Source organism: Streptomyces sp. NPDC052701 (assembly GCF_040678355.1).
Taxonomy (GTDB): domain Bacteria; phylum Actinomycetota; class Actinomycetes; order Streptomycetales; family Streptomycetaceae; genus Streptomyces.
Window position 1 is genome coordinate 89,167 of record NZ_JBFATO010000004.1, and the last position, 24,646, is coordinate 113,812.

The 24,646-nt window shown below is 74.6% G+C and carries 20 protein-coding genes; 4 read left to right on the forward strand and 16 right to left on the reverse strand.

From position 1 onward, the window contains the following. Window positions 1-6 precede the first annotated feature (6 nt). The 4 genes from ybeY to AB0L29_RS07165 all read right to left on the reverse strand — a co-directional run bounded on the left by ybeY (window position 7) and on the right by AB0L29_RS07165 (window position 4,250). A complete protein-coding gene (gene ybeY, locus AB0L29_RS07150; RefSeq protein WP_365824226.1) occupies window positions 7-504 on the reverse strand; it encodes an rRNA maturation RNase YbeY in 498 nt (165 codons plus the stop codon). Window positions 505-517: 13 nt separating this feature from the next. After that, window positions 518-1,588 (reverse strand): PhoH family protein, encoded by a 1,071-nt coding sequence (locus AB0L29_RS07155; protein ID WP_365824228.1) that lies wholly within the window; start codon window positions 1,586-1,588, stop codon window positions 518-520. A gap of 136 nt (window positions 1,589-1,724) precedes the next feature. Then, window positions 1,725-2,834: a PfkB family carbohydrate kinase gene (locus AB0L29_RS07160; RefSeq protein WP_365824668.1), complete on the reverse strand. Its 1,110-nt coding sequence runs from the start codon at window positions 2,832-2,834 to the stop codon at window positions 1,725-1,727. A 120-nt stretch (window positions 2,835-2,954) separates the two neighbouring features. Continuing rightward, window positions 2,955-4,250 carry a glucarate dehydratase family protein gene (locus AB0L29_RS07165; RefSeq protein WP_365824230.1) on the reverse strand — a complete coding sequence of 432 codons (1,296 nt, stop codon included), beginning with the start codon at window positions 4,248-4,250 and terminating at the stop codon, window positions 2,955-2,957. A 142-nt stretch (window positions 4,251-4,392) separates the two neighbouring features. Between AB0L29_RS07165 and AB0L29_RS07170 the strand changes: the two genes are divergently transcribed. Together AB0L29_RS07170 and AB0L29_RS07175 are read left to right on the forward strand one after the other, a co-directional pair. Next, window positions 4,393-5,175 carry an IclR family transcriptional regulator gene (locus AB0L29_RS07170; protein ID WP_365824232.1) on the forward strand — a complete coding sequence of 261 codons (783 nt, stop codon included), beginning with the start codon at window positions 4,393-4,395 and terminating at the stop codon, window positions 5,173-5,175. 175 nt (window positions 5,176-5,350) lie between these two features. Then, window positions 5,351-6,631 (forward strand): MFS transporter, encoded by a 1,281-nt coding sequence (locus AB0L29_RS07175; protein WP_365824234.1) that lies wholly within the window; start codon window positions 5,351-5,353, stop codon window positions 6,629-6,631. On the opposite strand, the gene AB0L29_RS07180 is transcribed toward AB0L29_RS07175, so the two are convergent. From AB0L29_RS07180 to hrcA, 9 genes are all read right to left on the reverse strand, one after another. Beyond that, window positions 6,601-7,650, reverse strand: a complete 1,050-nt coding sequence (locus AB0L29_RS07180; RefSeq protein ID WP_365824236.1) for an adenosine deaminase — start codon at window positions 7,648-7,650, stop codon at window positions 6,601-6,603. The two genes, AB0L29_RS07175 and AB0L29_RS07180, sit on opposite strands and share 31 nt — an antisense overlap. Next, a complete protein-coding gene (locus tag AB0L29_RS07185; protein WP_365824238.1) occupies window positions 7,647-8,552 on the reverse strand; it encodes a ribonuclease Z in 906 nt (301 codons plus the stop codon). The genes AB0L29_RS07180 and AB0L29_RS07185 overlap by 4 nt, the downstream gene beginning before the upstream one ends. Window positions 8,553-8,558: 6 nt before the next feature. Beyond that, entirely contained in the window at window positions 8,559-8,912 is a 354-nt protein-coding gene (locus tag AB0L29_RS07190) for a histidine triad nucleotide-binding protein (protein ID WP_365824239.1), read from the reverse strand. A gap of 64 nt (window positions 8,913-8,976) precedes the next feature. Then, the gene (locus tag AB0L29_RS07195; protein WP_365824241.1) at window positions 8,977-12,210 is read right to left on the reverse strand and encodes a S41 family peptidase; all 3,234 of its coding nucleotides are present in this window, start codon (window positions 12,208-12,210) and stop codon (window positions 8,977-8,979) included. 74 nt (window positions 12,211-12,284) lie between these two features. Further along, on the reverse strand, window positions 12,285-12,788 hold the full coding sequence (locus AB0L29_RS07200; protein ID WP_365824243.1) for a hypothetical protein: 504 nt from the start codon (window positions 12,786-12,788) through the stop codon (window positions 12,285-12,287). A 122-nt stretch (window positions 12,789-12,910) separates the two neighbouring features. Then, a complete protein-coding gene (locus AB0L29_RS07205) occupies window positions 12,911-13,651 on the reverse strand; it encodes a 16S rRNA (uracil(1498)-N(3))-methyltransferase (protein WP_365824245.1) in 741 nt (246 codons plus the stop codon). Further along, window positions 13,648-14,778: a nitronate monooxygenase gene (locus AB0L29_RS07210; protein WP_365824247.1), complete on the reverse strand. Its 1,131-nt coding sequence runs from the start codon at window positions 14,776-14,778 to the stop codon at window positions 13,648-13,650. Before AB0L29_RS07210 ends, AB0L29_RS07205 begins: the two co-directional genes overlap by 4 nt. 201 nt (window positions 14,779-14,979) lie before the next feature. Continuing rightward, window positions 14,980-16,113 carry a molecular chaperone DnaJ gene (dnaJ, locus tag AB0L29_RS07215; protein WP_365824249.1) on the reverse strand — a complete coding sequence of 378 codons (1,134 nt, stop codon included), beginning with the start codon at window positions 16,111-16,113 and terminating at the stop codon, window positions 14,980-14,982. Continuing rightward, window positions 16,113-17,129 (reverse strand): heat-inducible transcriptional repressor HrcA, encoded by a 1,017-nt coding sequence (gene hrcA / locus AB0L29_RS07220; RefSeq protein ID WP_365824251.1) that lies wholly within the window; start codon window positions 17,127-17,129, stop codon window positions 16,113-16,115. The genes dnaJ and hrcA overlap by 1 nt, the downstream gene beginning before the upstream one ends. A gap of 211 nt (window positions 17,130-17,340) precedes the next feature. On the opposite strand from hrcA, the gene AB0L29_RS07225 reads away from it, so the two are divergent. Both AB0L29_RS07225 and AB0L29_RS07230 read left to right on the forward strand, forming a co-directional pair. Further along, window positions 17,341-18,072: an MBL fold metallo-hydrolase gene (locus AB0L29_RS07225; RefSeq protein ID WP_365824253.1), complete on the forward strand. Its 732-nt coding sequence runs from the start codon at window positions 17,341-17,343 to the stop codon at window positions 18,070-18,072. A 31-nt stretch (window positions 18,073-18,103) separates the two neighbouring features. Further along, window positions 18,104-18,910: a DUF3097 domain-containing protein gene (locus tag AB0L29_RS07230; RefSeq protein WP_365824255.1), complete on the forward strand. Its 807-nt coding sequence runs from the start codon at window positions 18,104-18,106 to the stop codon at window positions 18,908-18,910. On the opposite strand, the gene hemW is transcribed toward AB0L29_RS07230, so the two are convergent. The 3 genes from hemW to AB0L29_RS07245 all read right to left on the reverse strand — a co-directional run bounded on the left by hemW (window position 18,911) and on the right by AB0L29_RS07245 (window position 24,549). Beyond that, the gene (hemW, locus tag AB0L29_RS07235; protein WP_365824257.1) at window positions 18,911-20,143 is read right to left on the reverse strand and encodes a radical SAM family heme chaperone HemW; all 1,233 of its coding nucleotides are present in this window, start codon (window positions 20,141-20,143) and stop codon (window positions 18,911-18,913) included. Between the two features lie 28 nt (window positions 20,144-20,171). Beyond that, a complete protein-coding gene (locus tag AB0L29_RS07240) occupies window positions 20,172-22,121 on the reverse strand; it encodes a SpoIIE family protein phosphatase (RefSeq protein ID WP_365824259.1) in 1,950 nt (649 codons plus the stop codon). A gap of 553 nt (window positions 22,122-22,674) precedes the next feature. Next, window positions 22,675-24,549, reverse strand: a complete 1,875-nt coding sequence (locus AB0L29_RS07245) for an AMP-binding protein (protein WP_365824261.1) — start codon at window positions 24,547-24,549, stop codon at window positions 22,675-22,677. Window positions 24,550-24,646 lie beyond the last annotated feature (97 nt).

A 24,646-nucleotide genomic window follows, 5' to 3' on the forward strand; every position in this document is an offset into this window, starting at 1 on the left:
CGGCGGTTACGAGACCGTCGGCGCCGGGGACGGGCCGGTCAGGCCCCGCTCCGCGCGCCAGCCGTCCACGATGGCCGCCTGCAGGCCGAACATCTCGGCCTTCTCGTCCGGCTCCTCGTGGTCGTAGCCGAGCAGGTGCAGCACACCGTGGACGGTGAGGAGCTGGAGCTCCTCGTCCATGGTGTGCTGCGTCGGCGCCTCGGCGCCCTGCTTGGCGGCGACCTCGGGGCACAGCACGATGTCGCCGAGCAGGCCCTGCGGCGGCTCGTCGTCGTCCTTCGAGGGCGGCCGCAGCTCGTCCATCGGGAACGACATGACGTCCGTCGGCCCGGGCAGGTCCATCCACTGGATGTGGAGCTGCTCCATGGCGTCGGCGTCCACGATGATCACCGAGAGCTCGGAGAGCGGGTGGATGCGCATCCGCGCGAGCGCGTAGCGGGCGATGTCGAGGATCGCCTGCTCGTCGACCTCGGTGCCGGACTCGTTGTTGACGTCGATCGACATGCTGGTGCTCGGTCTACTTCCCCTGGTGCCCGGACTTGCCCCGGCCGCCCTTGTGGGCGCCGTTCTGGGTGCCGTGCTTGCTGTCGTACTGCTCGTACGCGTCGACGATACGGCCCACCAGCTTGTGCCGGACGACGTCGTGGGACGACAGCCGGGAGAAGTGGACGTCCTCCACTCCCTCCAGGATCTCCTGGACCTGCCGCAGACCGGACTTCTGCCCGTCGGGCAGGTCGACCTGCGTCACGTCACCCGTGATCACGATCTTCGAGTCGAAGCCGAGGCGGGTGAGGAACATCTTCATCTGCTCGGGGCTGGTGTTCTGGGCCTCGTCCAGGATGATGAAGGCGTCGTTGAGCGTGCGGCCGCGCATGTACGCGAGCGGGGCGACCTCGATCGTGCCCGCGGCCATGAGCCTCGGGATCGAGTCGGGGTCGAGCATGTCGTGCAGCGCGTCGTACAGCGGGCGCAGGTACGGGTCGATCTTCTCGTACAGCGTGCCGGGCAGGAAGCCGAGGCGCTCGCCGGCCTCGACCGCCGGGCGGGTCAGGATGATGCGGTTGACCTGCTTGGACTGCAGGGCCTGCACCGCCTTGGCCATCGCCAGGTAGGTCTTGCCGGTGCCCGCCGGGCCGATGCCGAAGACGATCGTGTGCTTGTCGATCGCGTCGACGTACCGCTTCTGGTTGAGCGTCTTGGGGCGGATGGTGCGGCCGCGCGAGGAGAGGATGTTCTGGGTGAGCACCTGGGCCGGGGTCTCCTGGTCGTCGCCCTCCCCGTTCCCGCTCGCCTTGAGCATGGCGATCGAGCGTTCCACGGCGTCCTCCGTCATCGGCTGCCCGGTGCGGAGCACGAGCATCATCTCGTCGAACACGCGCGAGACGAGGGCGACCTCCGCCGGGTCGCCGACCGCGCTGATCTCATTGCCCCGGACGTGGATGTCGGCCCCCGGGAAGGCCTTCTCGATCACGCGCAGAAGGGCGTCCCCGGAACCCAGCACGGTCACCATGGGGTGCTGGGCGGGGACGGTGAACTGCACTCTCGCCTGCCCCTGCGCGGGGGTGTGAGCTGTGGGTGTCTGAGTCATGGGCCGGCGCTGAAGGCCTGCGGTTCCTCCTCTTCACGGCCGCTCGGCTGTGGGCGGCCTCGCGCTTTCCAGGGTACGACGCCGCGGTGACAACGCCGTAGGACTTTTCACCGGCGGGACTCCCGGTTCCCTTCCCTCACACCGACCTGCGGAACCCGATCGTCGGCACCGCCCTGCGCAGCGGCCACGGCCGCACCAGCTCGTCCGGCACCAGGTCCGCCAGGAACGCGTACCGGCGCAGCGCCGCCGGGTCCTGGCCCTCGACCGACTGGACCCTGCGCCACCAGGCCGCGATCTCGGACCAGCCGGGGGCGGAGAGGGAGCCGCCGAACTCCTGCACCGACAGCGCGGCGGTCAGCCCGGCGAAGGCGAGACGGTCGGCCAGCGGCCAGCCGGCCAGGGTGCCGGTGACGAAGCCGGCGACGAAGACGTCCCCGGCGCCGGTCGGGTCGAGGGCCTCGACGGCGATGGCGGGGACCTCGGCGGTCTCGCCGGTGCGCCGGTCCACGGCGTACGCGCCCTCGGCGCCGAGGGTGACCACGGCGACCGGGACGTGCTCGGTGAGGGCGTGCGCGGCGGCGCGCGGGGTGCCGGCGCCCGTGTAGCGCATGGCCTCCTGCGCGTTCGGCAGGAACGCCTCGCAGTACTTCAGGTCGGGCAGCCGCGCCAGGTCCCAGGCGCCGGTGTCGTCCCAGCCGACGTCGCCGAAGACCAGCGCGCCCTTGCTCGCGGCCTGGGCGATCCAGGGCGCGCCGGTCCCGGGCGTGAGGGAGGCGATGGCGGCCCGCGCGCGGGGCGGGCAGTCGGGCGCGGGCTCCTCGGGGGGCGGCTCGTGGCCGTGGGAGACCATCGTGCGCTCCCCCTCGTACGCCATCGACACGGTGACCGGGGAGTGCCAGCCGGGGACGGTGCGGGACGGGGAGAGGTCGATGCCCTCGCCCTGTTCGAGCGTGTCCCAGCAGTACTCGCCGTAGTGGTCGTCGCCGAAGGCCGCCGCGAGGGAGGTCCGCAGCCCGAGGCGGGCCAGCGCGGTGGCCATGTTGGCGACGCCGCCGGGGCTGGACCCCATGCCGCGCGCCCAGGACTCGGTGCCGCGCACCGGGGCGGAGTCGAGCCCGGTGAAGACGATGTCGAGGAAGACGGTGCCGGTGAGGTAGACGTCCCAGGGCGGGTCGTCCGGCGCGCGCAGCGCGGCGAGGGGGTCGACCTGGGCCGGGCGGCGCGTTCCCTCTCCGGCCGACCCGATGGACGCGGTGGACGCGGTGGACGCGATCACGGTGCACTCCCTGACGTGGTGCCGATCCGGCCAGTGTGCACCACACCGCCGACAGCGCGGCGGCGATCGCGCGGGAGCCACCGTCAAGGGCTACCAGCGGGGCAGAGCGGGGGTGACCCAGCCGGGGTCGGCGACGCGCATCGCCGCGGTGTCGTCGCGGTCCCGGAGCGAGCCGTCGTCTTCCAGCCACCGCCGGTGCAGCGCCGCGAGCCGGTCGCGGTCGAGTTCGACGCCGAGACCGGGGGCGTCGGAGACGGCGACCCGGCCGCCGTGGAAGGCGAGGCGTTCGGTGAGGACGTCCTCGGACTGCCAGGGGTAGTGGGAGTCGCAGGCGTGGTGGAGGTCCGGGACGGTCGAGGCCACCTGGGTCATCGCGGCCAGGCTGATCCCGAGGTGGGTGTTGGAGTGCATCGACACCCCGACGCCGAAGGCGCGGCAGACGGCGGCCAGGTGCTGGGTGCTGCGCAGCCCGCCCCAGTAGTGGTGGTCGGAGAGGACCACCTGGACGGCGTCGCGGGTGAACGCCTCCTTGATCTCGGCGAAGGTCGTCACGCACATGTTGGTGGCCAGCGGCACGCGGGTCCGCGCGGCGACCTCCGCCATGGCGGAGGTGCCCAGCGTCGGGTCCTCCAGGTACTCCAGGACCCCGCGCAGTTCCCCGGCCACCTTCACCGAGGTCTCCACCGACCAGGCGCCGTTGGGGTCCAGCCGCAGCGGATGTCCGGGGAACGCCTCGGCGAGGGCCCGTACGGCCGCGACCTCCTCGTCGGGCGGCAGGACGCCGCCCTTGAGCTTGAAGGAGGTGAAGCCGTACCGCCGCGCGAACCGGCGGGCCTGTGCCACGATCCCGGCCGGGTCGAGCGCGGCGCCCCAGTCGTCCGGCTCGGCCGGCACGCCCTCGGGGTGCGCGGCCCATTTGTAGAACAGGTAGGCGCTGTACTCGACGGTGTCGCGCACCCTGCCGCCGAGCAGCGCGTGCACGGGCAGGTCCAGTGCCCGGCCCAGGGCGTCCAGGCAGGCGACCTCGAAGGCGGACAGGACGGACAGCCGCAGTTTGCCGGCGGTCTGCACGCCCCGCAGTCCGCCCACGTCGAGGGCGTCCCGGACCCGCGAGCCGTCGACGGGCACCTGGCCGGCGACCGCGGACAGGCCGTTGAGGTCGTCGACCCGGCGGCCCTTCAGCCTCCGGGCGAAGGGCCGGGCGAGTTCCAGGTACTTGGTGTCGCCGTAGGTCTCGCCGAGGCCCGTGACGCCGCCGGCCGTGACCACCTCGACGATCAGCCGGGGGGTGTACGGCTGGTGGACGCCCTGGGTGTTCAGCAGCGGCGGGTCGGCGACCAGGACCGGCGTCAGCCGTACGTCGGTGATGGTCAGGTCGCGTGTCACGGGGCGGCTCCCACGGGGTCGAGGCCGGTGCCGGGCAGGACGACATCTCCCGATGTAGATGTCGTCCACGTATGAAAATGGAGGCTAGATACGCGAACACCGGCCGTCAATGGCCCCGGCACGGCCCGACTACGATCGGGCCATGTCCGAGGCAGGGGGCGTCCGCGAGGTGAAGTCCGCGGCGCGCACGGTGGAATTGCTGGAACTGCTCGCCGCGCGCGGCGACCGCCCCGCGCGCCTGCAGGAGCTCGCGGACGGCCTGGGCGTGCCGCGCAGTTCGATGTACGCGCTGCTGCGGACGCTGGCCGCCCGCGGCTGGGTCCGCACCGACGTCACCGGCTCCCTGTACGGCATCGGCATCCGCGCCCTGCTCACCGGCACCGGCTACCTCGACTCCGACCCGCGCGTGCGGGCCGTCCGGCCGTATCTCGACGAGGCGTCCGAGGCGCTGGGCGAGACCGTCCACCTGGGCCGGCTGGACGGGCGGGACGTGGTGTACCTGGCGACCCGGGAGTCGCACGAGTACCTGCGGACGATCAGCCGGGTGGGGCGCCGGCTGCCGGCGCACGCGGGGGCGCTGGGAAAGGCGCTGCTGGCGGAGCGGCCGGACGGGGAGCTGCCCGAGGGGCCGTACGAGGCGCTGACGCCGAACTCGCACACCAGCCGGGAGTCCCTCGCGGCCGACCTGGCGCGGGTGCGGGCGCGAGGCTACTCCGTGGACCGGGAGGAGGGCGTGCCCGGCATCGTGGGCTTCGGGTTCGCGCTGCGCCACGACGTGCCCGCGCGGGACGCGATCAGCTGCTCGGTGCCGGTGGCCCGGCTCACGCCGGCGCACGAGGAGCGGATCGTCGCGGTGATGCGGGACGTCCGGGCGAGGATCGAGGCGAGCCTCCCCGCGGGCGACGGGCCGGTGCACTGGCGGTAGCGCGCGCTTCTACCCGGGCGCCCCCGCCTCAAACGCGTGTGTGCCCCGGATCACACCCCCTGCCCGCCCGTGCCTCCCCCGCCCTTGATACAAATGGCCCGCGCGTTCCTGTCCGTCGACGGTCGTCGCCCCTCCCCCCTCAGAGCCGCTCCTTCCGCATGCCCCGGGAACGCCCGTGTCCGCCCCCCGCACCACCGCCCGGCCCCTCGTCGCCCTCTTCACGGCCGGCTACCTCGCTCCGTACCTGCTGCCGACCACCGTCGGCCGGCTCGACTCCGGGCTCGCCCTGTCGGCCACCCAGGCGGGGGCCGTCGGCAGCGCGCTGCTGCTGAGTTCGGCCGCGGCCGGCTTCGTCCTGGCCTCCCGCGTCGAGCGGGTGGGGGCCCGGACCCTGGCCCGCGCCGGGCTGGGGCTCGCCGCCCTCGGCTACGGCGGTGCCGCGCTCACCACCGCCGTTCCCGCCGTCGTCGCCGGCGCGGTCGTCGGCGGGTTCGGATCGGGGACGGCCACCACCGTCGCCGCCGCCGGGATCGCCGCCCGGCGCGATCCGCACCGGGCCTCCACGCTCGGGCTGCTCGGCGTCTGCGCGCTCGCGGGCGCGGTGTACCTCGTCGTTCCGCGCCTCGGCCCGGGTCACGGCCTGCCGTTGGCGGCGATCGCCCTCACCGCGCTCGCCGTCTGGCCCCTGACCGGCCGTCTGCCCGCCGGGACGGCAGCCGCCCCGCGGGCCCGGCGGGACGACGGCGGGCTGCCGCACCGCCGTCCGGGACTCGTCCTCGCCGGCGCCGTGCTGTGCTGGTCCCTCGCCCAGAACGCCCTGTGGGGCGTGAGCGGGCGGATCGGGCTGACCCAGGCGCACCTGAGCGAGACGGCCGTCGGCGCCGTCCTCGCCGCGGCGCTGGGCGCCGGGCTGCTGGGGGTCGCCGGCGCGGGCGTGCTCGGGGCGCGGCTGGGGCGGGCGGTGCCCGTCGGGGCGGGGACGGCGGCCATCGCCGGCTGCGTCGCGGTCAGCGCCTGCGCGACCGGCCCGGTGAGCTTCGCGGGCGGTGAGATCGTCTGGAACGCGCTCTACCCCGTGGTGCTGTCGCACCTGATCGGGCTGGCCGCCTCGCTCGACCCGCGCGGCCGGTGGGCGGTGCTCGTCGGGTCGGCGTCCTCGCTCGGCACGGCCGCCGGGCCGCTGACCGGCAGCGTGCTGTCCGCGCAGGCCGGGTTCCCGGTGATGGGCCTGGTGCTCGGGGCCGTACTGCTGGTGGCCGCCGTGCCGATGACCGCCGTGGCCCTGCGCGCCGACGGGCGCCCGCTGCCGTCCGGCGCGGTCCGCCGCCGGGGGCGCCCCCTGCTCGCGGAGCCCGGGGCAGGCGCCCCGGGGCGGCCGGTCGTCGAGATCGAGGTGGACGGCCCGGCCGTGCCCGTGCGGCGCGCCTACGGCACGGCCGGGTCCGGGACCCGCTGAGGACTCGGGAACGTGTAGGCCTCCACCTCGGCCAGGTACCGCGCCCGCCGCTCCTCGTCGTGCTCCAGGAAGGAGGCGAGGAAGGAGTTGCGGGCCAGCTCGCGCAGCCGCTCGGGACCGAGCCCGAGGGTGTCCCGCACGGCGTCGAAGGCGTCGCCGGCGTAACCGCCGAAGTAGGCCGGGTCGTCGGAGTTGACCGTGCACATCAGGCCGGCGTCGAGCATGGCGGGCAGGGGGTGGTCGGCGAGGGTGCCGACCGCGCGCAGCCGGACGTTGGACAGCGGGCACAGGGTGAGCGGGACGCGCTCGCGCACCAGCCGCTCCACCAGCTCCGGGTCCTCCATGCAGCGCAGGCCGTGGTCGACCCGTTCGACGCCGAGGACGTCCAGGGCCTCGGTGATGTACTCCGGCGGGCCCTCCTCCCCGGCGTGCGCCACCCTTCTCAGGCCGAGCGCCGCGGCCTCCTCGTACACCTCGCGGAACTTCGCCGGCGGGTGCCCGGTCTCGGCCGAGTCCAGGCCGACGCCGGTGATCCGGTCCAGGTACGGCCGGGCGGCCCGCAGCGTCTCCAGGGCCGACTCGGCGGACTCGTCGCGCAGGAAGCACATGATCAGCCGGGTGGAGACGCCGTGGTTCTCCTCGCTGCGGCCGAGCGCCCGCCACAGCCCCTCGACGACCGTCCCCATGCCGATCCCCCGGGCCATGTGCGCCTGCGGGTCGAAGAAGATCTCCGCGTGCCGCACGCCCTGCGCGGCGGCGCGGGCGAGGTAGGCGTCGGCCAGGTCCTCGAAGTCGCGCTCGGTGCGCAGGACGGCCATGAGCTCGTAGTACAGGTCCAGGAAGGACTGCAGGTCCTCGAACCGGTACGCCTCGCGCAGCGCGTCCGTGCCGGCGTACGGCAGCGTGACACCGTTGCGCGCGGCGAGCTCGAAGGCCAGCTCGGGCTCCAGGGTGCCTTCGATGTGAAGGTGCAGTTCGGCTTTGGGGAGGGGCATCGAAATATCGTACGGGTGTTTCATCGACGTTTCGGAAGTGGCACCCTCAGCAGGTCGTACGCCACGGTCAGCTCGCCCTCGTACCCGGCCGCCCGCGCCTGGCGCTCGAACTCGTCCGGCTCGGCGTAGCGCTGGCTGAAGTGGGTCAGGACCAGGTGCCGCACACCGGCGTCCCGGGCCACCCGCGCCGCCTGGCCGGCCGTCAGGTGGCCGTGCTCGGCGGCGAGTCCCTCGTCCTCGTCGAGGAAGGTGGACTCGATGACGAGCAGGTCGCAGCCCTCGGCGAGCGCGTGCACGCCGTCGCACAGCCGGGTGTCCATGACGAACGCGAACCGCTGGCCCCGGCGGACCTCGCTGACCGCTTCGAGGGGGACGCCGTTCAGGGAGCCCTCGCGCTGGATGCGGCCGACGTCCGGGCCCTGGATGCCGTGCGCGGCGAGGCGGTCGGGCAGCATGCGGCGCCCGTCGGGCTCGGTCAGCCGGTAGCCGTACGACTCCACCGGGTGCGAGAGCCTGCGGGCCTCGAGCGTGTAGGCCGGCGTGACCGCGAGGACGCCGTCCGCGGCGACGGGGGCCTCGGTGATGCCGACGGTCTCGCGGTAGGCGGTGGCGTACCGCAGACGGCCGAAGAAGCGCCGTCCGGAGGCCGGGTAGTGGGCGGTGACCTCGTGCGGCACCCGGTCGAGGTTGATGCGCTGGATCACCCCGGCCAGGCCCAGGCAGTGGTCGCCGTGGAAGTGCGTGACGCAGATCCGGTTCAGGTCGTGCGCGGCGACCCCGGCCCGCAGCATCTGGCGCTGCGTGCCCTCGCCGGGGTCGAACAGGACGCCCTCGCCGTCCCAGCGCAGCAGGTAGCCGTTGTGGTTGCGGTGCCGGGTCGGCACCTGGCTCGCGGTGCCGAGGACCACCAGTTCGCGTACGGACAAGGCGGCCTACCCCGGGGGCCACTGGAGGCCGCGGCCGCCCAGGACGTGGGCGTGCGCGTGCCAGACGGTCTGGCCGGCGCCGCTGCCGGTGTTGAAGACGATGCGGTAGCTCTCCAGCTTCTCCTCGTCGGCGACGGCCTGCGTCTCGCGCAGTACGTCGGCGGCGAGCTCCGGGGCGCCGGCGGCGAGCGCGGCGGCGTCCCGGTAGTGCGCCTTGGGGATCACCAGGACGTGGGTGGGCGCCTGGGGGTTGATGTCCCGGAACGCGACGGTGGTGTCCGTCTCGCGGACGACCGTCGCCGGGACCGCCCCCGCGACGATCTTGCAGAACAGGCAGTCGTCCTGCGGCTCCCCTGCCATACGGCCTCCTCGTGCCGGCGGTGATCTCGTACGGGCATGGTAGCGAGGGCTCCGCCGGCCCGGGCTACGCCGGCCGCGGCGGCGTCTTCGCCGGGGTCTCCTCCAGCGCCTCCAGCGCGATCCTGACCGCCTCGTCGAGCTGGGCGTCGCGGCCCGCGGCGAAGTCCTGCGGGCGCTGCACCACCTCCACGTCCGGATCCACCCCGTGGTTCTCCACGCCCCACCCGTAACCCTCCAGCCAGAACGCGTACTTGGGCTGGGTGACGAGGGTGCCGTCGACCAGGTGGTAGCGGCTGTCGATGCCGATGACGCCGCCCCAGGTGCGGGTGCCGACCACCGGGCCGAGCCCCAGCGCCTTGATCGCCGCGTTGACGATGTCGCCGTCGGAGCCGGAGAACTCGTTGGCGACCGCGACGACCGGACCGCGGGGCGCCTCCATCGGGTAGCTGTAGGGACGCATGCCGCGCGGCACGGCCCAGCCGACGACGCGGCGGGCGAGCTTCTCGACGACCAGCTGGGAGGTGTGGCCGCCGCGGTTCTCCCGGACGTCCACGACCAGGCCCTCGCGGGCCACCTCGACGCGCAGGTCGCGGTGGATCTGCGCCCAGCCGGGCGCCTGCATGTCCGGGACGTGCACGTATCCCAGGCGGCCCTGGGACCTGTCGTGGACGTGGGCCCGCCGGTCGGCGACCCAGGCGTGGTAGCGCAGGGGCTCCTCGTCGGCGACCGGCACGACCACGGCGTGGCGCGGGTCGCCGCCGCCGGACGGCAGGACGGTCAGTTCCACCGGCCGGCCCGCCGTGCCGACCAGCAGCGGGGCCGGGCCCGTCACCGGGTCGACCGGCCGGCCGGCGACCGCGACGATCGCGTCGCCGGGGCGCACCGCGACGCCGGGCGCGGCCAGCGGGCTGCGCGCCCGGGGGTCGGAGGTCTCCGAGGGCAGGATGCGGTCGACACGCCAGGTGCCGTCCTCGTGGCGGGAGAGGTCGGCGCCGAGCAGGCCCTGCCGGGGGCCGCCGCCGTGGGTGCCGTGCGGCAGGACGTACGCGTGGGAGGTGCCGAGTTCGCCCTGCACCTCCCACAGGAGGTCCACCAGGTCGTCGTGGGTCGCGACGCGGTCCAGGACCGGCCGGTAGCGGTCGAGGACGCCGTCCCAGTCGACGCCGTTCATGTCCGGCCGCCAGAAGTGGTCCCGCATGACGCGGCCGGTCTCCTCGTACATCTGCCGCCACTCGGCCGCCGGGTCGCAGAACTGGCGGACCCGGCCGAGGTCGACGGTGACGTTGGTGTCGCTGTCGTCGTCGTGGGAGGCGCGCCGGTCGCTGGGGACGACCTTGAGCCGCCCGTCGGTCCACAGCAGCACCCGCCTGCCGTCGCCGCTGACCTCGAAGTGGTCGGCGTCCGCGGCGAGGTGCTCGATGCGCTGCTGGACGAGGTCGTAGCGCTCCAGCTCGGTCTTGGGGTCGGGGTCGTCGAGGGTGGCCCGGGAGGCGCCGAGGACGCCGGTCACCGGATGGCGCAGCCACAGCACGCCGTCCTTGGCGGCGCGCAGGCCCGAGTAGCGGGCGGCCTCGACCGGGAAGGGCACGATGCGGTCGGCGAGGCCCTCGAGGTCGACGCGGGTGGCCGGGGGGCCCTCGCCGTCGGGCGTCTCGTCCCGGTCGGACGTCTCGAAGGGGCGGCCGTGCCGCTGCGGGCCGAACGGGGAGGGGGTGGTGGCCGCGAGCGTGATGAGGTGCGGGCGGGCGCCCTCGACGAAGGCCAGGTCGAAGGCGTGCTCGTCGTAGACCGGGTCGAAGGAGCGGGTGGACAGGAAGGCGAGGTGCCTGCCGTCGAGGGTGAACGCCGGGTCGTAGTCCTGGAAGCGCAGCGGGGTCGCCTCGGTGACCGACAGGTCCGTGGTGTTGGCGAGCCTGAGCTGGCTCAGGGGGCGCGGGCCGGGGTGGGACCAGGCGAGCCAGGCGGAGTCGGGCGAGAAGACCAGCCCCGAGGCGTCGCCGTCCTCGCTGCGGTCCACCTCCCGCACCTCACCGGTCTCCCGTTCCACGAGCAGCACGCGGCCGTCGTGGGAGGCGATCGCGGCGCGGCTGCCGTCGGGCGCCATGGCGAGCTCCAGCACGCGGCCGAGCTGCCCGACGGCGATGCGGCGCGGGGTCGCGCCGGGGGCGAGGCCGGTGGCGGGCGCGAACTCCAGGGCGTCCTCGCCCTCGGCGTCCGTCACCCACACCACCCACTCCTCGCCGTCGGCGCGGAAGGCGCGCGGCGACCGGGCCCGCACACCGGGCGTCGCGGCCAGCGCGCGGGCCGGGCCGGAGCGGTGGGTGACCCAGTGCACGCAGCCGCGGACGCAGACGGCGCTGCCGCGCGCGGTGTGGTCGGGGGAGGCCGAGTCGAACCAGCGGGCGGCGTTCACCGGGAACGGCTGCAGGTCGACGCGCTGCCCGCCGAGCCGGACGTCGAGCCGGCGCGGCTCGGCCCCCTCCAGGTCCTCCAGCAGCCACAGTTCACCGGCGGCGCAGTAGACGACCCGGCTGCCGTCGGTGGCGGCGTGCCGGGCGTAGAAGCTTCCCCCGCTCTCGGCTTCGCTCGAGCGGGAGGTGCCCCCATGAGGAGTGTGCCGGCGCAGGTCGGAGCCGTCGGCGAGGGAGGAGTACAGCGCTCCGGTGCCCTCGTGGTCGCTGAGGAAGGCGATCCGGTCACCGACCCAGAAGGGGTACTCGATGTTGCCGTCGAGTTCCTCGTGCAGCCGCACGAACTCCCCGTCCCCCTGGCGGTCGATCCACAGCTTGCCCGCCGTGCCGCCCCGGTACCGCTTCCACCAGGCGGCCTCGCGGCCCATCGGCGCGGAGAGCAGCACGGTGTGCGGGCCGTACGCGACGTCGCCGACCCACCCGTAGGGCAGGGCGGTGGCCGGTCCGCCGTCCAGCGGGACGGCGTGCGCCCAGGAGCGGCGCAGGTTGGCCTGGCCGTGGGTGGTGACCGCCAGGACCCGGCCGTCCGGGGTCCAGCCGCGCACCTGGGTCCGCCAACTGCCCCAGTGCGTCAGGCGCCTGGCGGGGCCGCCAGCGACGGGGGCGGTGTGCACCTCGGGGGCGCCGTCGCGGGTGGAGGTCCAGGCGACGGTGGAGCCGTCGGGCGAGATCCGCGGATGGGTCACCGGCACGTTGTCGGCGCTGACCCGCCAGGCGCGCCCGCCGTCGAGGGGCGCGAGCCATACGTCGTCCTCGGCGGTGAAGGCGACCAAGTCGCCGTGCACGTGGGGGAAGCGGAGATACGCGGGCGCTGCGGACTGGGTCACCCGATCACCCTACGCAGGCGCGGTGGCCGCGGACAGGGGTTCCGGTCACTTGCCGGAAAGGGCCCGCCCGCACGTCACTTGCCCCGGACGGGCTCGCACTTCGGGTACTGCTGGCACCAGACGGTCGTCGTGACGGTCACGGTGGCGGTGGGCCCGGGCCGCCGGTAGGTGGGGTCGTCGCCGACGGACGGAGGGCTGGTGGCGTCGCAGTCGCCGAGCCCCTTCACGTCGAACCACACCTTGCCGTCCACCTTCGCGGTGAGCTCGCCGCGCACGCAGGCGCCGTCCACCGCGTGGGTGACCTTGCCGTCGACGGTGATCTCCTTGCCGTCGTCCGTCTCGCCCCGGCAGTCGACCGTGGCGACGGTGTCCTCGCCCGCCGAGGAGGCGTCGCCGCCGTCCCCGTCGTCCCCGTAGGAGGCGGTGCAGCTGAGCCAGCGCACGTCCGCCTTCTGCCGTTCGAGTTCCCTGGTCACGGTCTGGTCGGTGGTGTAGGCCACGGACGCGGAGCTCAGCCCGCCCGGTTCACACGCGGCGAGCCCGCCCACGACGACCGCCGCGACGCCCGCCGCGGCCATCGCCCTGGTCCCTCGCGCCCGCTGCCAAATCCTCCTCGACGCCCCCATGGAGGGCAGCCTGCCACCGACGCGCCCGGCGCGGTAGAGCGCATACGGCCACGGCGGGCGCCCCCGGCGGGCGTTCAGGACCAGCGGCCCGTGCGGCCCAGCAGCAGAGCCGCCGCCGCGGTCCCGGCGGTCGAGGTGCGCAGCACGCTGCGCCCCAGCCGGTACGCCCTGGCGCCCGCCTCCTCGAAGAGCGCCAACTCCTCGGGGGAGACCCCGCCTTCGGGACCGACGACCAGCACGATCTCGCCGCGGGAGGGCAGTTCGGCCGTGGCCAGCGGCTCCGACCCGGTCTCGTGCAGGACGGCGGCGAAGTCCGCGTCGGCGAGAAGTGAGGCAACCTGCCGGGTCGTCGCCGCGTCCGCCACCTGCGGGAAACGCACCCGGCGGGACTGCTTGCCGGCCTCCCGGGCCGTCGCCCGCCACTTGGCGAGGGCCTTCAGCCCCCGCTCGCCCTTCCACTGCGTGATGCAGCGCGCCGCCGCCCACGGCACGATCGCGTCGACGCCGACCTCGGTCATCGTCTCAACGGCCAACTCCCCGCGGTCTCCCTTGGGCAGCGCCTGCACCACCGTGATGCGGGGCGACTGGGGCGGTTCCTCGTCGACCGCCGACAGGTGGACGACCAGCCGGTCCTTGCCCTCGGCGCCGACCACCTCGCCCTCCGCCCAGCGCCCGGCGCCGTCGGTGAGGACGACCCGCTCCCCCGGCCGCAGCCTCTTCACGGAGACGGCGTGCCGCCCCTCGGGCCCGTCGAGCACGTACCGGCCGCCGCCGTCCGCCGCGAAGTGCTCGATCACGAACACCGGCGCGGTCATCGGCCCGCACCCCCCGCCGGGAACCCCGACAACGCTGTCCGGGCGGCGGCGAGTTCACCGGCCAGCAGCTCCACGAGCCGCCCCGCCGGCACCTCCCGCGCCATCCGGTGCCCCTGTCCCGCCCACAGCGCCATGCCCTGCGCGTCGCCCGCCTTGGCCGCGGCCTTGCGCAGCGGCGCGGTGAGGTGGTGGACCTCGGGGTAGGCGGCGGGCGCGTACGGTCCGTGCTCGCGCACGAAGCGGTTGACCAGGCCGCGGGCCGGGCGCCCGGAGAAGGCCCGGGTCAGCTCGGTGCGGACGAACAGCGGGTTGGTCAGCGCCTGCTTGTGCAGGGTGTGCGCCCCGGACTCGTGGGTGGCGAGGAAGGCCGTGCCGAGCTGGGCGGCGCTCGCGCCCGCCGCGAGCACCGCGGCGATCTGGCTGCCGCGCATGATGCCGCCGGCGGCGACGACGGGCAGGCCGACCGCCTCCCGGACCTGGGCGAGCAGCGACAGCAGCCCGAGCCCGGACCCGTCCGCCTCGGGGACGTCCCGGTGCGTGCCCTGGTGGCCGCCCGCCTCGACGCCCTGCGCGATCACCGCGTCCGCGCCCGCCCGCTCCACGGCGCGGGCCTCCTCGGCGGTGGTCGCGGTGACCAGGACGAAGGTGCCGGCGCGGTGCAGGGAGTCGACGACCTCGCGGCTCGGCACGCCGAAGTGGAACGACACCACCGGCACGGGGTTGTCGAGGAGTACGGCGAGCTTGGCCTCGTAGCCGTCGTCCCGGCCGCTGTCGGGGTCGCCGAGCTCGGTCTCGTACCAGGCGGCCTCGCCGGAGAGTTGGTGGGCGTAGATTTCCACGGCGGCCGCGTGGGAGGGCGCGGCGTCGGCCGCGCGGGGGGAGCCGGCGCCCGCGCCGGGGTGCTCGGGCTGCGGCACGAACAGGTTCACGCCGAAGGGCCGGCCCGTCAGGCTCCGCAGCTGCTTGATCTCCTGGTACATCCCGTCGGCGGTCTTGTACCCGGCGGCGAGGAAGCCGAGCCCGCCCGCCTCGGACACGGCGGCGGCGAGCCGCGGCACGGAGACGCCGCCCGCCATGGGGGCCTGCACGATCGGGTGGGGGAAGAGATCGGTCAGCGCGGAGGACATGACGGCATGGTGTCACGCTCCCCGGACGAGCCCGAATCCGGCCCTCCGTCCGGCACGGGCCGGGAACCCGACCGGCACGGTCCCCCGGCGGACCCGGTCCCGGCGCCCGCCGAAGGCGTCCTTCGACCGTGAGGACGACCCCTGCCGCCCCGGCCGGCCGGGCCCGCCCGGAGGGACGGCCCCCGGGCCCCGGCCCTCACGTCAGCGGCCGTTGAAGGCGTCCTTCAAGCGCGAGAACAGCCCCTGCTGCCCCGGCTGGAACTGCCCCTGCGGGCGCTCCTCGCCGCGCAGCTTGGCCAGCTCGCGCAGCAGGCGCTCCTGCTCCGGGTCGAGCTTGGTCGGCGTCTGCACCTCGACGTGGACGATGAGGTCACCGCGACCGCCGCCCCGCAGGTGCGTCACGCCCCGGCCGTGCAGCGGGATCGACTGCCCGGACTGCGTACCCGGGCGGATGTCGACCTCCTCCATGCCGTCCAGCGTCTCCAGCGGCACCTTGGTGCCGAGGGCCGCCGCCGTCATCGGGATCGTCACCGTGCAGTGCAGGTCGTCGCCGCGCCGCTGGAACATCGGGTGCGGCAGTTCGTGGATCTCGACGTACAGGTCACCGGCGGGACCGCCGCCGGGGCCGACCTCGCCCTCGCCGGCGAGCTGGATGCGGGTGCCGTTGTCGACGCCGGCCGGGATCTTGACGGTGAGCGTGCGGCGGGAGCGCACCCGGCCGTCGCCCGCGCACTCGGGGCACGGCGTCGGGACCACCGTGCCGAAGCCCTGGCACTGCGGGCAGGGGCGGGAGGTCATGACCTGGCCCAGGAAGGACCGGGTGACCTGCGAGACCTCGCCCCGGCCCCGGCACATGTCACAGGTCTGCGCCGAGGTCCCCGGCGCGGCGCCCTCGCCGTTGCAGGTGGTGCACACCACGGCCGTGTCGACCTGGAGGTCCTTCGTGGTGCCGAAGGCGGCCTCGTCGAGCTCGACCTCGATGCGGATCATCGCGTCCTGGCCGCGGCGGGTGCGCGAGCGCGGACCACGCTGCGACGCCGTGCCGAAGAACGCGTCCATGATGTCGGAGAAGTTCCCGAAACCGCCGGCCCCGAAGCCGCCGGCGCCGCCGCCGGACTGCGAGAGCGGGTCGCCGCCGAGGTCGTAGACCTGCTTCTTCTGCGGGTCCGACAGCACCTCGTAGGCGGCGTTGATCTCCTTGAACCGCTCCTGGGTCTTCGGATCGGGGTTGACGTCCGGGTGCAGCTCGCGCGCGAGCCGCCGGAAGGCCTTCTTGATCTCTTCCTGCGACGCGTCGCGGCGCACGCCGAGTACGGCGTAGTAGTCCGTGGCCACTACGACTCCGCCAGGATCTGTCCGACGTACCGTGCCACTGCGCGTACCGCTCCCATCGTTCCCGGGTAGTCCATGCGGGTCGGTCCGACCACGCCGAGCTTGGCGACTGCCTCGCCGCCCGAACCGTAGCCGACCGACACGACGGACGTGGAGTTGAGTCCTTCGTGGGCGTTCTCGTGACCGATGCGGACGGTCACGCCCGGATCCTTGGCCTCGCCGAGCAGCTTGAGGAGCACGACCTGCTCCTCCAGCGCCTCCAGCACCGGCCGGATCGTGAGGGGGAAGTCGTGCGCGAAGCGGGTCAGATTGGCGGTCCCGCCGATCATCAGCCGCTCCTCGTTCTCCTCGACGAGTGTCTCCAGCAGGGTGGAGAGCACGGTCGAGACCGTACCGCGGTCCTCGACCTCGAAGGCCTCGGGCAGGTCCTCCACCAGGCCCGGCACGTCCGTGAAACGGCGACCCGCGACCCGGCTGTTGAGCCGCGCGCGCAGGTCCGCGAGGGACGTCTCGCCGAAGGGCGCCGGACAGTCGACCACGCGCTGCTCGACGCGCCCGGTGTCCGTGATCAGCACGAGCATCACCCGGGCCGGCGCCAGCGACAGCAGCTCCACGTGCCGCACGGTCGAACGCGTCAGCGACGGGTACTGCACGACCGCGACCTGCCGGGTCAGCTGCGCGAGCAGCCGCACCGTGCGGGCCACCACGTCGTCCAGGTCGACGGCGCCCTCGAGGAAGTTCTGGATGGCGCGCCGCTCGGGCGGGCTCATCGGCTTGACGCCGGCTAGCTTGTCGACGAACAGGCGGTAGCCCTTGTCGGTGGGGATGCGCCCGGCGCTGGTGTGCGGCTGGGCGATGTACCCCTCCTCCTCCAGGGCCGCCATGTCGTTGCGGACGGTGGCCGGGGAGACGCCGAGGTTGTGCCGCTCGGTGAGCGCCTTGGAGCCGACGGGCTCCTCGGTGCCCACGTAGTCCTGGACGATGGCGCGCAGCACCTGAAGCCTGCGTTCACTGAGCATCCGCGCACACCTCCAGAAGTCGTCCGCCCGGTGTCCTGCCCGTCATGGCCTGTCGTGGCCCGTCATGACCCGACACTGCCTGGCACCGCCTGGCACTCTGCGCGTGCGAGTGCCAAGCTTCCCCGGCCCAGTGTACGGCGGTGGGGTACACCCCGGGCAAGGTCGGTCCCGCGGGGGCCTCCCCGCACCGCTTCCCCGTTAGCGTCGCCGTATGACGGTGACTTGGGAAGAGCTGGGGTGGGAGCGGGTCGCGGCCGGGGTGGGGCGGTGCCGGCTGCCGGTGTGGGACTGCACGGCGGGGCTCGTCGTCGGCGCGGGGGCCGCGCTGCTCGTCGACGCCGGATCCAGCCCGGCCGAGGGCGCGCGGCTGCGCGCCCAGGCGCGGGAGCTCGCCGGGCACCGTGTGACGCATCTCGCGCTGACCCACCCGCACTTCGACCACGTCTTCGGGGCGGCGGCGTTCGCCGGCGCGCAGACGTTCGGCGCGGTGGGCGTGGACGGGGTGTTCACGCGCGCGCGTGACCGCGAGGAGCTGCGCGCGGACGCGGTCCGCCACGGCCTGGACGCCCGGACGGCCCGGGAGGCGGTGGACGCGCTGGTCCCGCCGCGCCACCTGGTCTCCGGCGAGCGGACCCTCGACCTGGGCGCGGGCCGCCAGGTGCTGCTGGCGAACGTGGGCCCGGGTCACACGGCCCACGACCTCGCCGTGCTGGTGCCGGGCACCCCGGAGGTCGTCTTCTGCGGCGACCTGGTCGAGGAGTCCGGCGACCCGCAGGCGGGCCCGGACGCCGTGCCCTCCCGCTGGCCGGCGGCCCTGGACCGGCTGCTGGACCTGGGCGGCGAGGACGCGCTGTACGTGCCCGGTCACGGAGCGGTCGTCGACGCGGCGTTCCTGCGGGCGCAGCGGGACGCCCTGGCGGCGCGTTTCGGCGTGTCGCGATGACCGGCGCCGGGCTTCTCCTATCGTCATCCGAATGCGCCAGTACTCTCCGGACCTGACACCCCCGTGGAAGAAGCCCCGGCCCGTCCCCGAGGTCCCGGCGGAGCCGGGCCTGGTGGTGGAGGAGGCGGGAACGGGGTTCTGCGGCGCGGTGATCCGCTGCGAGGCGGGCACGGTGACGCTGGAGGACCGCTTCGGCAAGCACCGGGTGTTCCCCCTGGAGCCGCGCGGGTTCCTGCTGGAGGGCCGGGCGGTGACGCTGGTGCGGCCGCCCTCGGGGCCGGTCCGCCCCACCCGCACCGCCTCCGGCTCGGTCGCCGTCCCCACCGCACGCGCGCGCGTGGCGCGCGCCGGGCGGATCTACGTCGAGGGCCGGCACGACGCCGAGCTGGTGGAGAAGGTGTGGGGCGACGACCTGCGCGTCGAGGGCGTGGTCGTGGAGTACCTGGAGGGTATCGACGACCTGCCGTCCGTCGTCGAGGAGTTCGGGCCGGGCCCCGACGCCCGGCTGGGCGTCCTGGTCGACCACCTGGTGCCGGGCACGAAGGAGTGGCGCATCGCCCAGGCGGTGACGAGTGAGCACGCGCTGGTGGTGGGCCACCCGTTCGTCGATGTCTGGGAAGCGGTGAAACCGGCCGCCCTGGGCATCGAGGCGTGGCCGCGGGTGCCGCGCGGCCAGGACTGGAAGACGGGGGTGTGCCGCGCGCTGGGCTGGCCCGAGAACACCGGCGCCGCCTGGCGGGCGATCCTGGGGCGGGTGCGGTCGTACAAGGACCTGGAGCCGGAGCTGCTGGGGCGGGTGGAGGAGCTGATCGACTTCGTGACGGCCCCCGCGGGCTGATCAGTCCACCAGGTCCCTGACCACGGCGTCCGCCAGCAGCCGGCCCCGCAGCGTCAGCACCGCCCGCCCCTCCTCGTACGGTCCTTCCTGCAGCAGCCCCTGCGACAGGGCCCGCCGGGAGGCGGCCAGGCCCTCCTCCCGCAGCAGCGCCAGCGGCACCCCCTCCCGCAGCCGCAGCTCCAGCAGGATCCGCTCCACCCGGCGGTCCTCCCGCGACAGCACCTCGCGCCCGGCACCCGGCGACCGTCCGGCCGCCAGCGCCGCCGCGTACGCTCCCGGGTGCTTCACGTTCCACCAGCGCACCCCGCCGACGTGGCTGTGCGCGCCGGGTCCCGCGCCCCACCAGTCGGCGCCCCGCCAGTACAGCTCGTTGTGCAGGCAGCGGGCCGCCCGGGAGGTGGCCCAGTTCGACACCTCGTACCACTCGAAGCCCGCCGCGGACAGGGTCTCCTCGGCGATCAGGTAACGGTCGGCGTGGACGTCGTCGTCGGTCGCCGGGATCTCGCCCCGGCGGATGCGGCGGGCGAGCTGCGTGCCCTCCTCCACGATCAGGGCGTAGGCGGAGACGTGGTCGGGCCCGGCGCCGAGGGCCGCGTCCAGGGAGGCCCGCCAGTCGTCGTCGGACTCGCCCGGCGTGCCGTAGATCAGGTCCAGGTTGACGTGCTCGAAGCCCGCCGCGCGCGCCTCCGCGACGCACGCCTGCGGGCGTCCGGGCGTGTGCGTGCGGTCCAGGACCCTCAGCACGTGCCGCCTCGCGCTCTGCATCCCGAAGGAGACCCGGTTGAAGCCGCCCTCGCGCAGGGTCGCGAGGTACGCGGGGCCGACCGACTCCGGGTTCGCCTCCGTGGTGATCTCCGCGTCCGCCGCCAGCCCGAACTCGTCGCGGATCGCGGCGAGCATCCGTACCAGGTCGTCCGCGGCCAGCAGCGTCGGCGTACCGCCGCCCACGAAGACCGTGCGGACCTCGCGCGGGTCGTCGCCGAGGACCTTGCGGGCCAGGCGGACCTCGTCGATCAGCGTCTCGGCGTAGTTGTCGCGGGAGGCGAGCACGCCGCCGGTGCCGCGCAGCTCGGTGGCGGTGTAGGTGTTGAAGTCGCAGTAGCCGCAGCGGGTCGCGCAGTAGGGGACGTGCAGGTAGAACCCGAGGGGCCGGCCGGCGGCCCCGGCCAGCGCGTGCGGGGGCAGCGCGCCGTCGGCGGGGACGGGCTCGCCGTCGGGGAGTGCGGAAGGCATGCCCTCCATTGTCCAGCACCGCGGGAGGTCACTCCGCCTGGAGCACCAGCAGCGCCAGGTCGTCGGCCGGCGGACGCGGCCCGAACTCGTGGACGAGCCGCTTGATCCGCTCCGCCGTCAGCTCCGCGTCCAGCCCGGCGCAGCCCGCCAGCGCCGCCGCGAGCCCGTCCCCGTCGTCGAACTGGCGCGAGCCGTCGCGCCGCTCGGTCACGCCGTCCGTGACGCACAGCAGGGTGTCGCCGGAGCGCAGCTCGAACGTCTCGCCGGTGTAGGCCGTGTCCTCGACGACCCCGAGGAGGGTCTGCGGCCGCGCGACGGTACGGACCGTGCCGTCGGGGCCGAGGAGCAGCGGCAGCGGGTGCCCCGCGGAGGCGAGGGTGCAGCGGACGCCGCCGTCGAAGGGGACCAGCTCGCCGTAGAGGAGGGACAGGAAGCGGGTCTGGGGGCCGTCGCCGGGCAGGGCCGGTCGGGCGCCGGCGGCCACCAGGGCGCGGGCGGCGGCGTCGGCGGCCTCGGTGGCGTCGTCGAGCAGGAGCTGGTTGAGGCGGTCCAGGACGTCGGCGACCCGGTATCCCTCGCGGGCCAGCAGCCGCAGCCAGGGGCGGGCGAGGCCGATGACGACGGCGGCCTCGGGCCCCTTGCCCTGGACGTCGCCGACGGCGAAGCACCAGCGGCCGTCGCCGGCCGGGAACACGTCGTAGAAGTCGCCGCTCGGCCCGCCCTTGTCGTACGGCTCGTAGACGAGGGCGCTGCGCACCCCGGGGATCTCGGCGACGGCGCCGGGCAGCAGCCCGCGCTGGAGGACGGCGCTGATGGTGGCCTGCCGGGCGTACTGGCGGGCGGCGCCGACGGCGAGCGCCACCCGGCGGCTGAGGTCCTCGACCAGGCCGGTGATCTCGTCGGGGAAGCGGCCGGTCCCGGACCGCCCGATGACCAGGGTGCCCAGCGGCCGCCCGCCGGCGGTGAGCCGGTAGGCGAGCGCCGCGCCGGGGCCGCCCAGGGCGTCGGCGGGCCAGGGGTAGGCGAGGGGGCCGGACCTCCCCCACTCCCGGCCGCGCCCGAACGGGGGCTCCCCCGGCGGGTCGTACGGGTGCGGCGGGTCCTTCTCCAGGGCCCGGCGCAGTTCCTCGACGCGGCTCTCGCTGCCGTGCCAGACCCGGGCGAGACGGGCCCCGGCCGGGTCCGTGCCGTCGCTCCAGCCCCCGCGGCCGGTGGCCTCGTCCTCCAGCCACACCGCGCACCAGTCGGCCAGCCGCGGCACGATCAGCTGTCCGGTCAGGGCGGCGACCAGGTTCTCGTCGAGCTGCCCGGCGAGCAGGTCGGAGGCCTCGGCGAGGAAGGACAGGGCCCCGCGGCCCAGCCAGTCCCGGCCGGCCTCGGCCCGAGGGGGCTCGGGGGCGAGCATCCCGGCGACCTCGAGCCCGCGCTCCAGGGCGCGCTCCTCGGTGCACGCCTCGGCCTCCTGGCCGGCGGGGCGGCCCTCGGGGGCCAGCCGCGCCCACACCGTCTTGGCGTCCGTGCGGTAGGTGATGCCCCAGGCCTCCGCCAGCGCGGCGACGAGCCGCAGGCCGCGCCCGTACTCCGGTTCCCCGCCGGGCGGGTCGGACTCGCCGCCGCGCGGGGCGCGCGAGGGGTGGTGGTCGCGGACCTCCAGGAGGAGCGCGCCGGTCTCCTCCAGCCGGCACGTCAGCTCGACGCCGGTGCCGGCGTGGACGACGGCGTTGGTGACGAGTTCGCTGACGACCAGCAGGGCGTCCTCGGCGAGGCGGTCGGTGAGGTGCTCGGTGCCGGGCGCCCCGAGGCCGGTCCAGTCGGCGAGCGCCGTGCGCACCAGCGCGCGGGCGGAGCCGGGGGCGAGGGAGCTGCCGGGCAGGTTCGCGTGCGCCCGCGGGTGCGCCGGCGCGGACGCCTCGGACGCGTGCGCAGGCACCTCGGAGGCACGGGACAGCGTCTCCCGTTGCGTAGGAATGGCCCCCATGGACAGCTCCCCGTGCGGTTCGTGCGGATACGCCTCGGCCGATGCCGACAGGGTGACAGACCGGGTGCGCCCGTGAGCGCCGAGTTACCGAAGTGGGTCGCGATGGGTGAGAACACCGCTGCGCGTGCGGTCGGACACGGGCGGGAAGACGCTCACATTCGAGCATCCGGTCGACGTCCCCCCGCTCGCCGCGAGGGCGGGGGGCCGGGGGCCGGGGCGGCGGCCCTCGTGAAGTCGCCGGGGACCGGGGGCCGGCCACGGGATCGTCGCCGGACTCCTGCGGTCCGCCACCGGACCACCGACCGCGGCGTCCGCTGCGCCCCGGGGGCGCGGCGGGTGAGGGGAGGGCCGGCTCGACGAGCGGTTCCCGCCGCACCGGGCGGGCGGGAGTCCGACGGCGGGGCCCGGGCGGAGCGCCCGCGCGCAGGGGTCCGGGAACCACGGCGCCGGACACCCGGGCCACGGGGGACAGCCGGGGCCAGGGGGGACAGCCGGGGCCAGCCGGACGCCCCGGGCCAAGGGGAGACCCGGGGCCAGGGGGACCGCCCTGCCCCTACGCCTCGCGCGTGCCCTGGTACATCTCGTCGATCAGGTGCTTGTACTCCCGCTCGACGACCGGCCGCTTCAGCTTCAGGCTCGGGGTGATCTCCCCGTGCTCGACGTCGAGGTCGCGCGGCAGGAGGCGGAACTTCTTGATGGTCTGCCAGCGCTGCAGTCCGGCGTTGAGCCGCTGCACGTACCCGTCGACCATCTCGACCGTGGCGGGCGCGGCGACGATCTCGGCGTACGACCTGCCCTCCAGCCCGTTCTCCTCCGCCCAGTCCCGGACGGCCGCCTCGTCGAGGGCGATTAGGGCGGTGCAGTAGTTCCGGTCGGCGCCGTGCACGAGGATGTTGGAGACGTACGGGCAGATCGCCTTGAACTGTCCCTCGACCTCGGCCGGCGCGACGTACTTGCCGCCGGACGTCTTGATCAGGTCCTTCTTGCGGTCGGTGATCCGCAGATAGCCGTCGGGCGAGAGCTCGCCGATGTCACCGGTGTGGAACCAGCCGTCCGGCTCCAGCACCTCGGCGGTCTTCTCGGGCAGCCCGTGGTACCCCTGCATGATGCCGGGGCCGCGCAGCAGGATCTCGCCGTCGTCGGCGATGCGCACCTCGGTGCCGGGCAGCGGCTTGCCGACGGTGCCGGTGCGGTAGGCCTCGCCCGGGTTGACGAAGGAGGCGGCCGAGGACTCGGTGAGGCCGTAGCCCTCCAGGATGTGGATGCCGGCGCCGGAGAAGAAGTAGCCGATCTCGGGAGCCAGGGCCGCCGAACCCGACACGCAGGCGCGCAGCCGGCCGCCGAAGGCCTCGCGGATCTTGGAGTAGACCAGGGCGTCGGCGATCCTGTGCTTGGCGGACAGGCCGAGGGGCGCGGTGCGGTTGCCGGTGCGGCGGAAGTTGTCCTGGGTGACCTTGGCGTACTCCCGGGCCACCTCGGCGGCCCACTGGAAGATCTTGTACTTGGCGCCGCCGCCGGCCTTCGCCTTGGCCGCGACCCCGTTGTAGACCTTCTCGAAGATGCGCGGCACGGCGGCCATGTACGTCGGCTGCACGACCGGCAGGTTCTCGATGATCTTGTCGACGCGGCCGTCGACGGCGGTGACGTGCCCGACCTCGATCTGGCCGGAGGTGAGCACCTTGCCGAAGACGTGGGCGAGCGGCAGCCACAGGTACTGCACGTCGTCCGCGCCGACCAGCCCGGTCGCGGCGATCGCCTTGGCCATGTACGACCAGTTGTCGTGCGGCAGGCGCACGCCCTTGGGGCGGCCGGTGGTGCCGGAGGTGTAGATGAGGGTGGCCAGCTGGTCCCTGGTGATCGCGGAGACGCGCTCCCTGATCAGCTCGGGGTCCTTCTCCAGGCGGGCCGCGCCGCGCTTCTCCAGCTCGTCGAGGGTGAGGATCCAGTCGGCCGTCTCGACACCGGCCGGGTCGATCACCACGACATGGGTGAGCTCGGGCAGCTCGGCCCGCTTCTCCCTCGCCTTGGCCAGCTGCTCGGCGTTCTCCGCGACGAGCACCTTGCTCCCGGAGTCCGAGAGGATGTACGCGGACTCGTCGGCGTTGGTCTGCGGGTAGACCGTGGTCGTCGCGGCGCCCGCGCACAGGATGCCCAGGTCGGCGAGGATCCACTCGACCCGCGTCGAGGACGCCAGCGCCACCCGCTGCTCCGGCCGCACGCCCAGCTCGATCAGGCCGGCCGCGATCGCGAAGACCCGCTCGGCGGCCTGCGCCCAGCTCAGCCCCTTCCATTCGTCCGGGCCCTGGCCGGAGGCCGACGGGACGGGGTAGCGGTAGGCCTCGGCGTCCGGCGTGGCCGCCACGCGCTCCAGGAAGAGGGCCGCCACGGACGGCGGACGGTTCTCGATCAGTTGCTGTGCGTCGCTCACGACATCCTCCGGGGCCCGCGACAGTGCGGCTGGCTCAGGTGCGGCTGGGTTCCCTCGCGGGCTGTTGTTTAACTCGCGAGTAACTATCGAGCAGGGA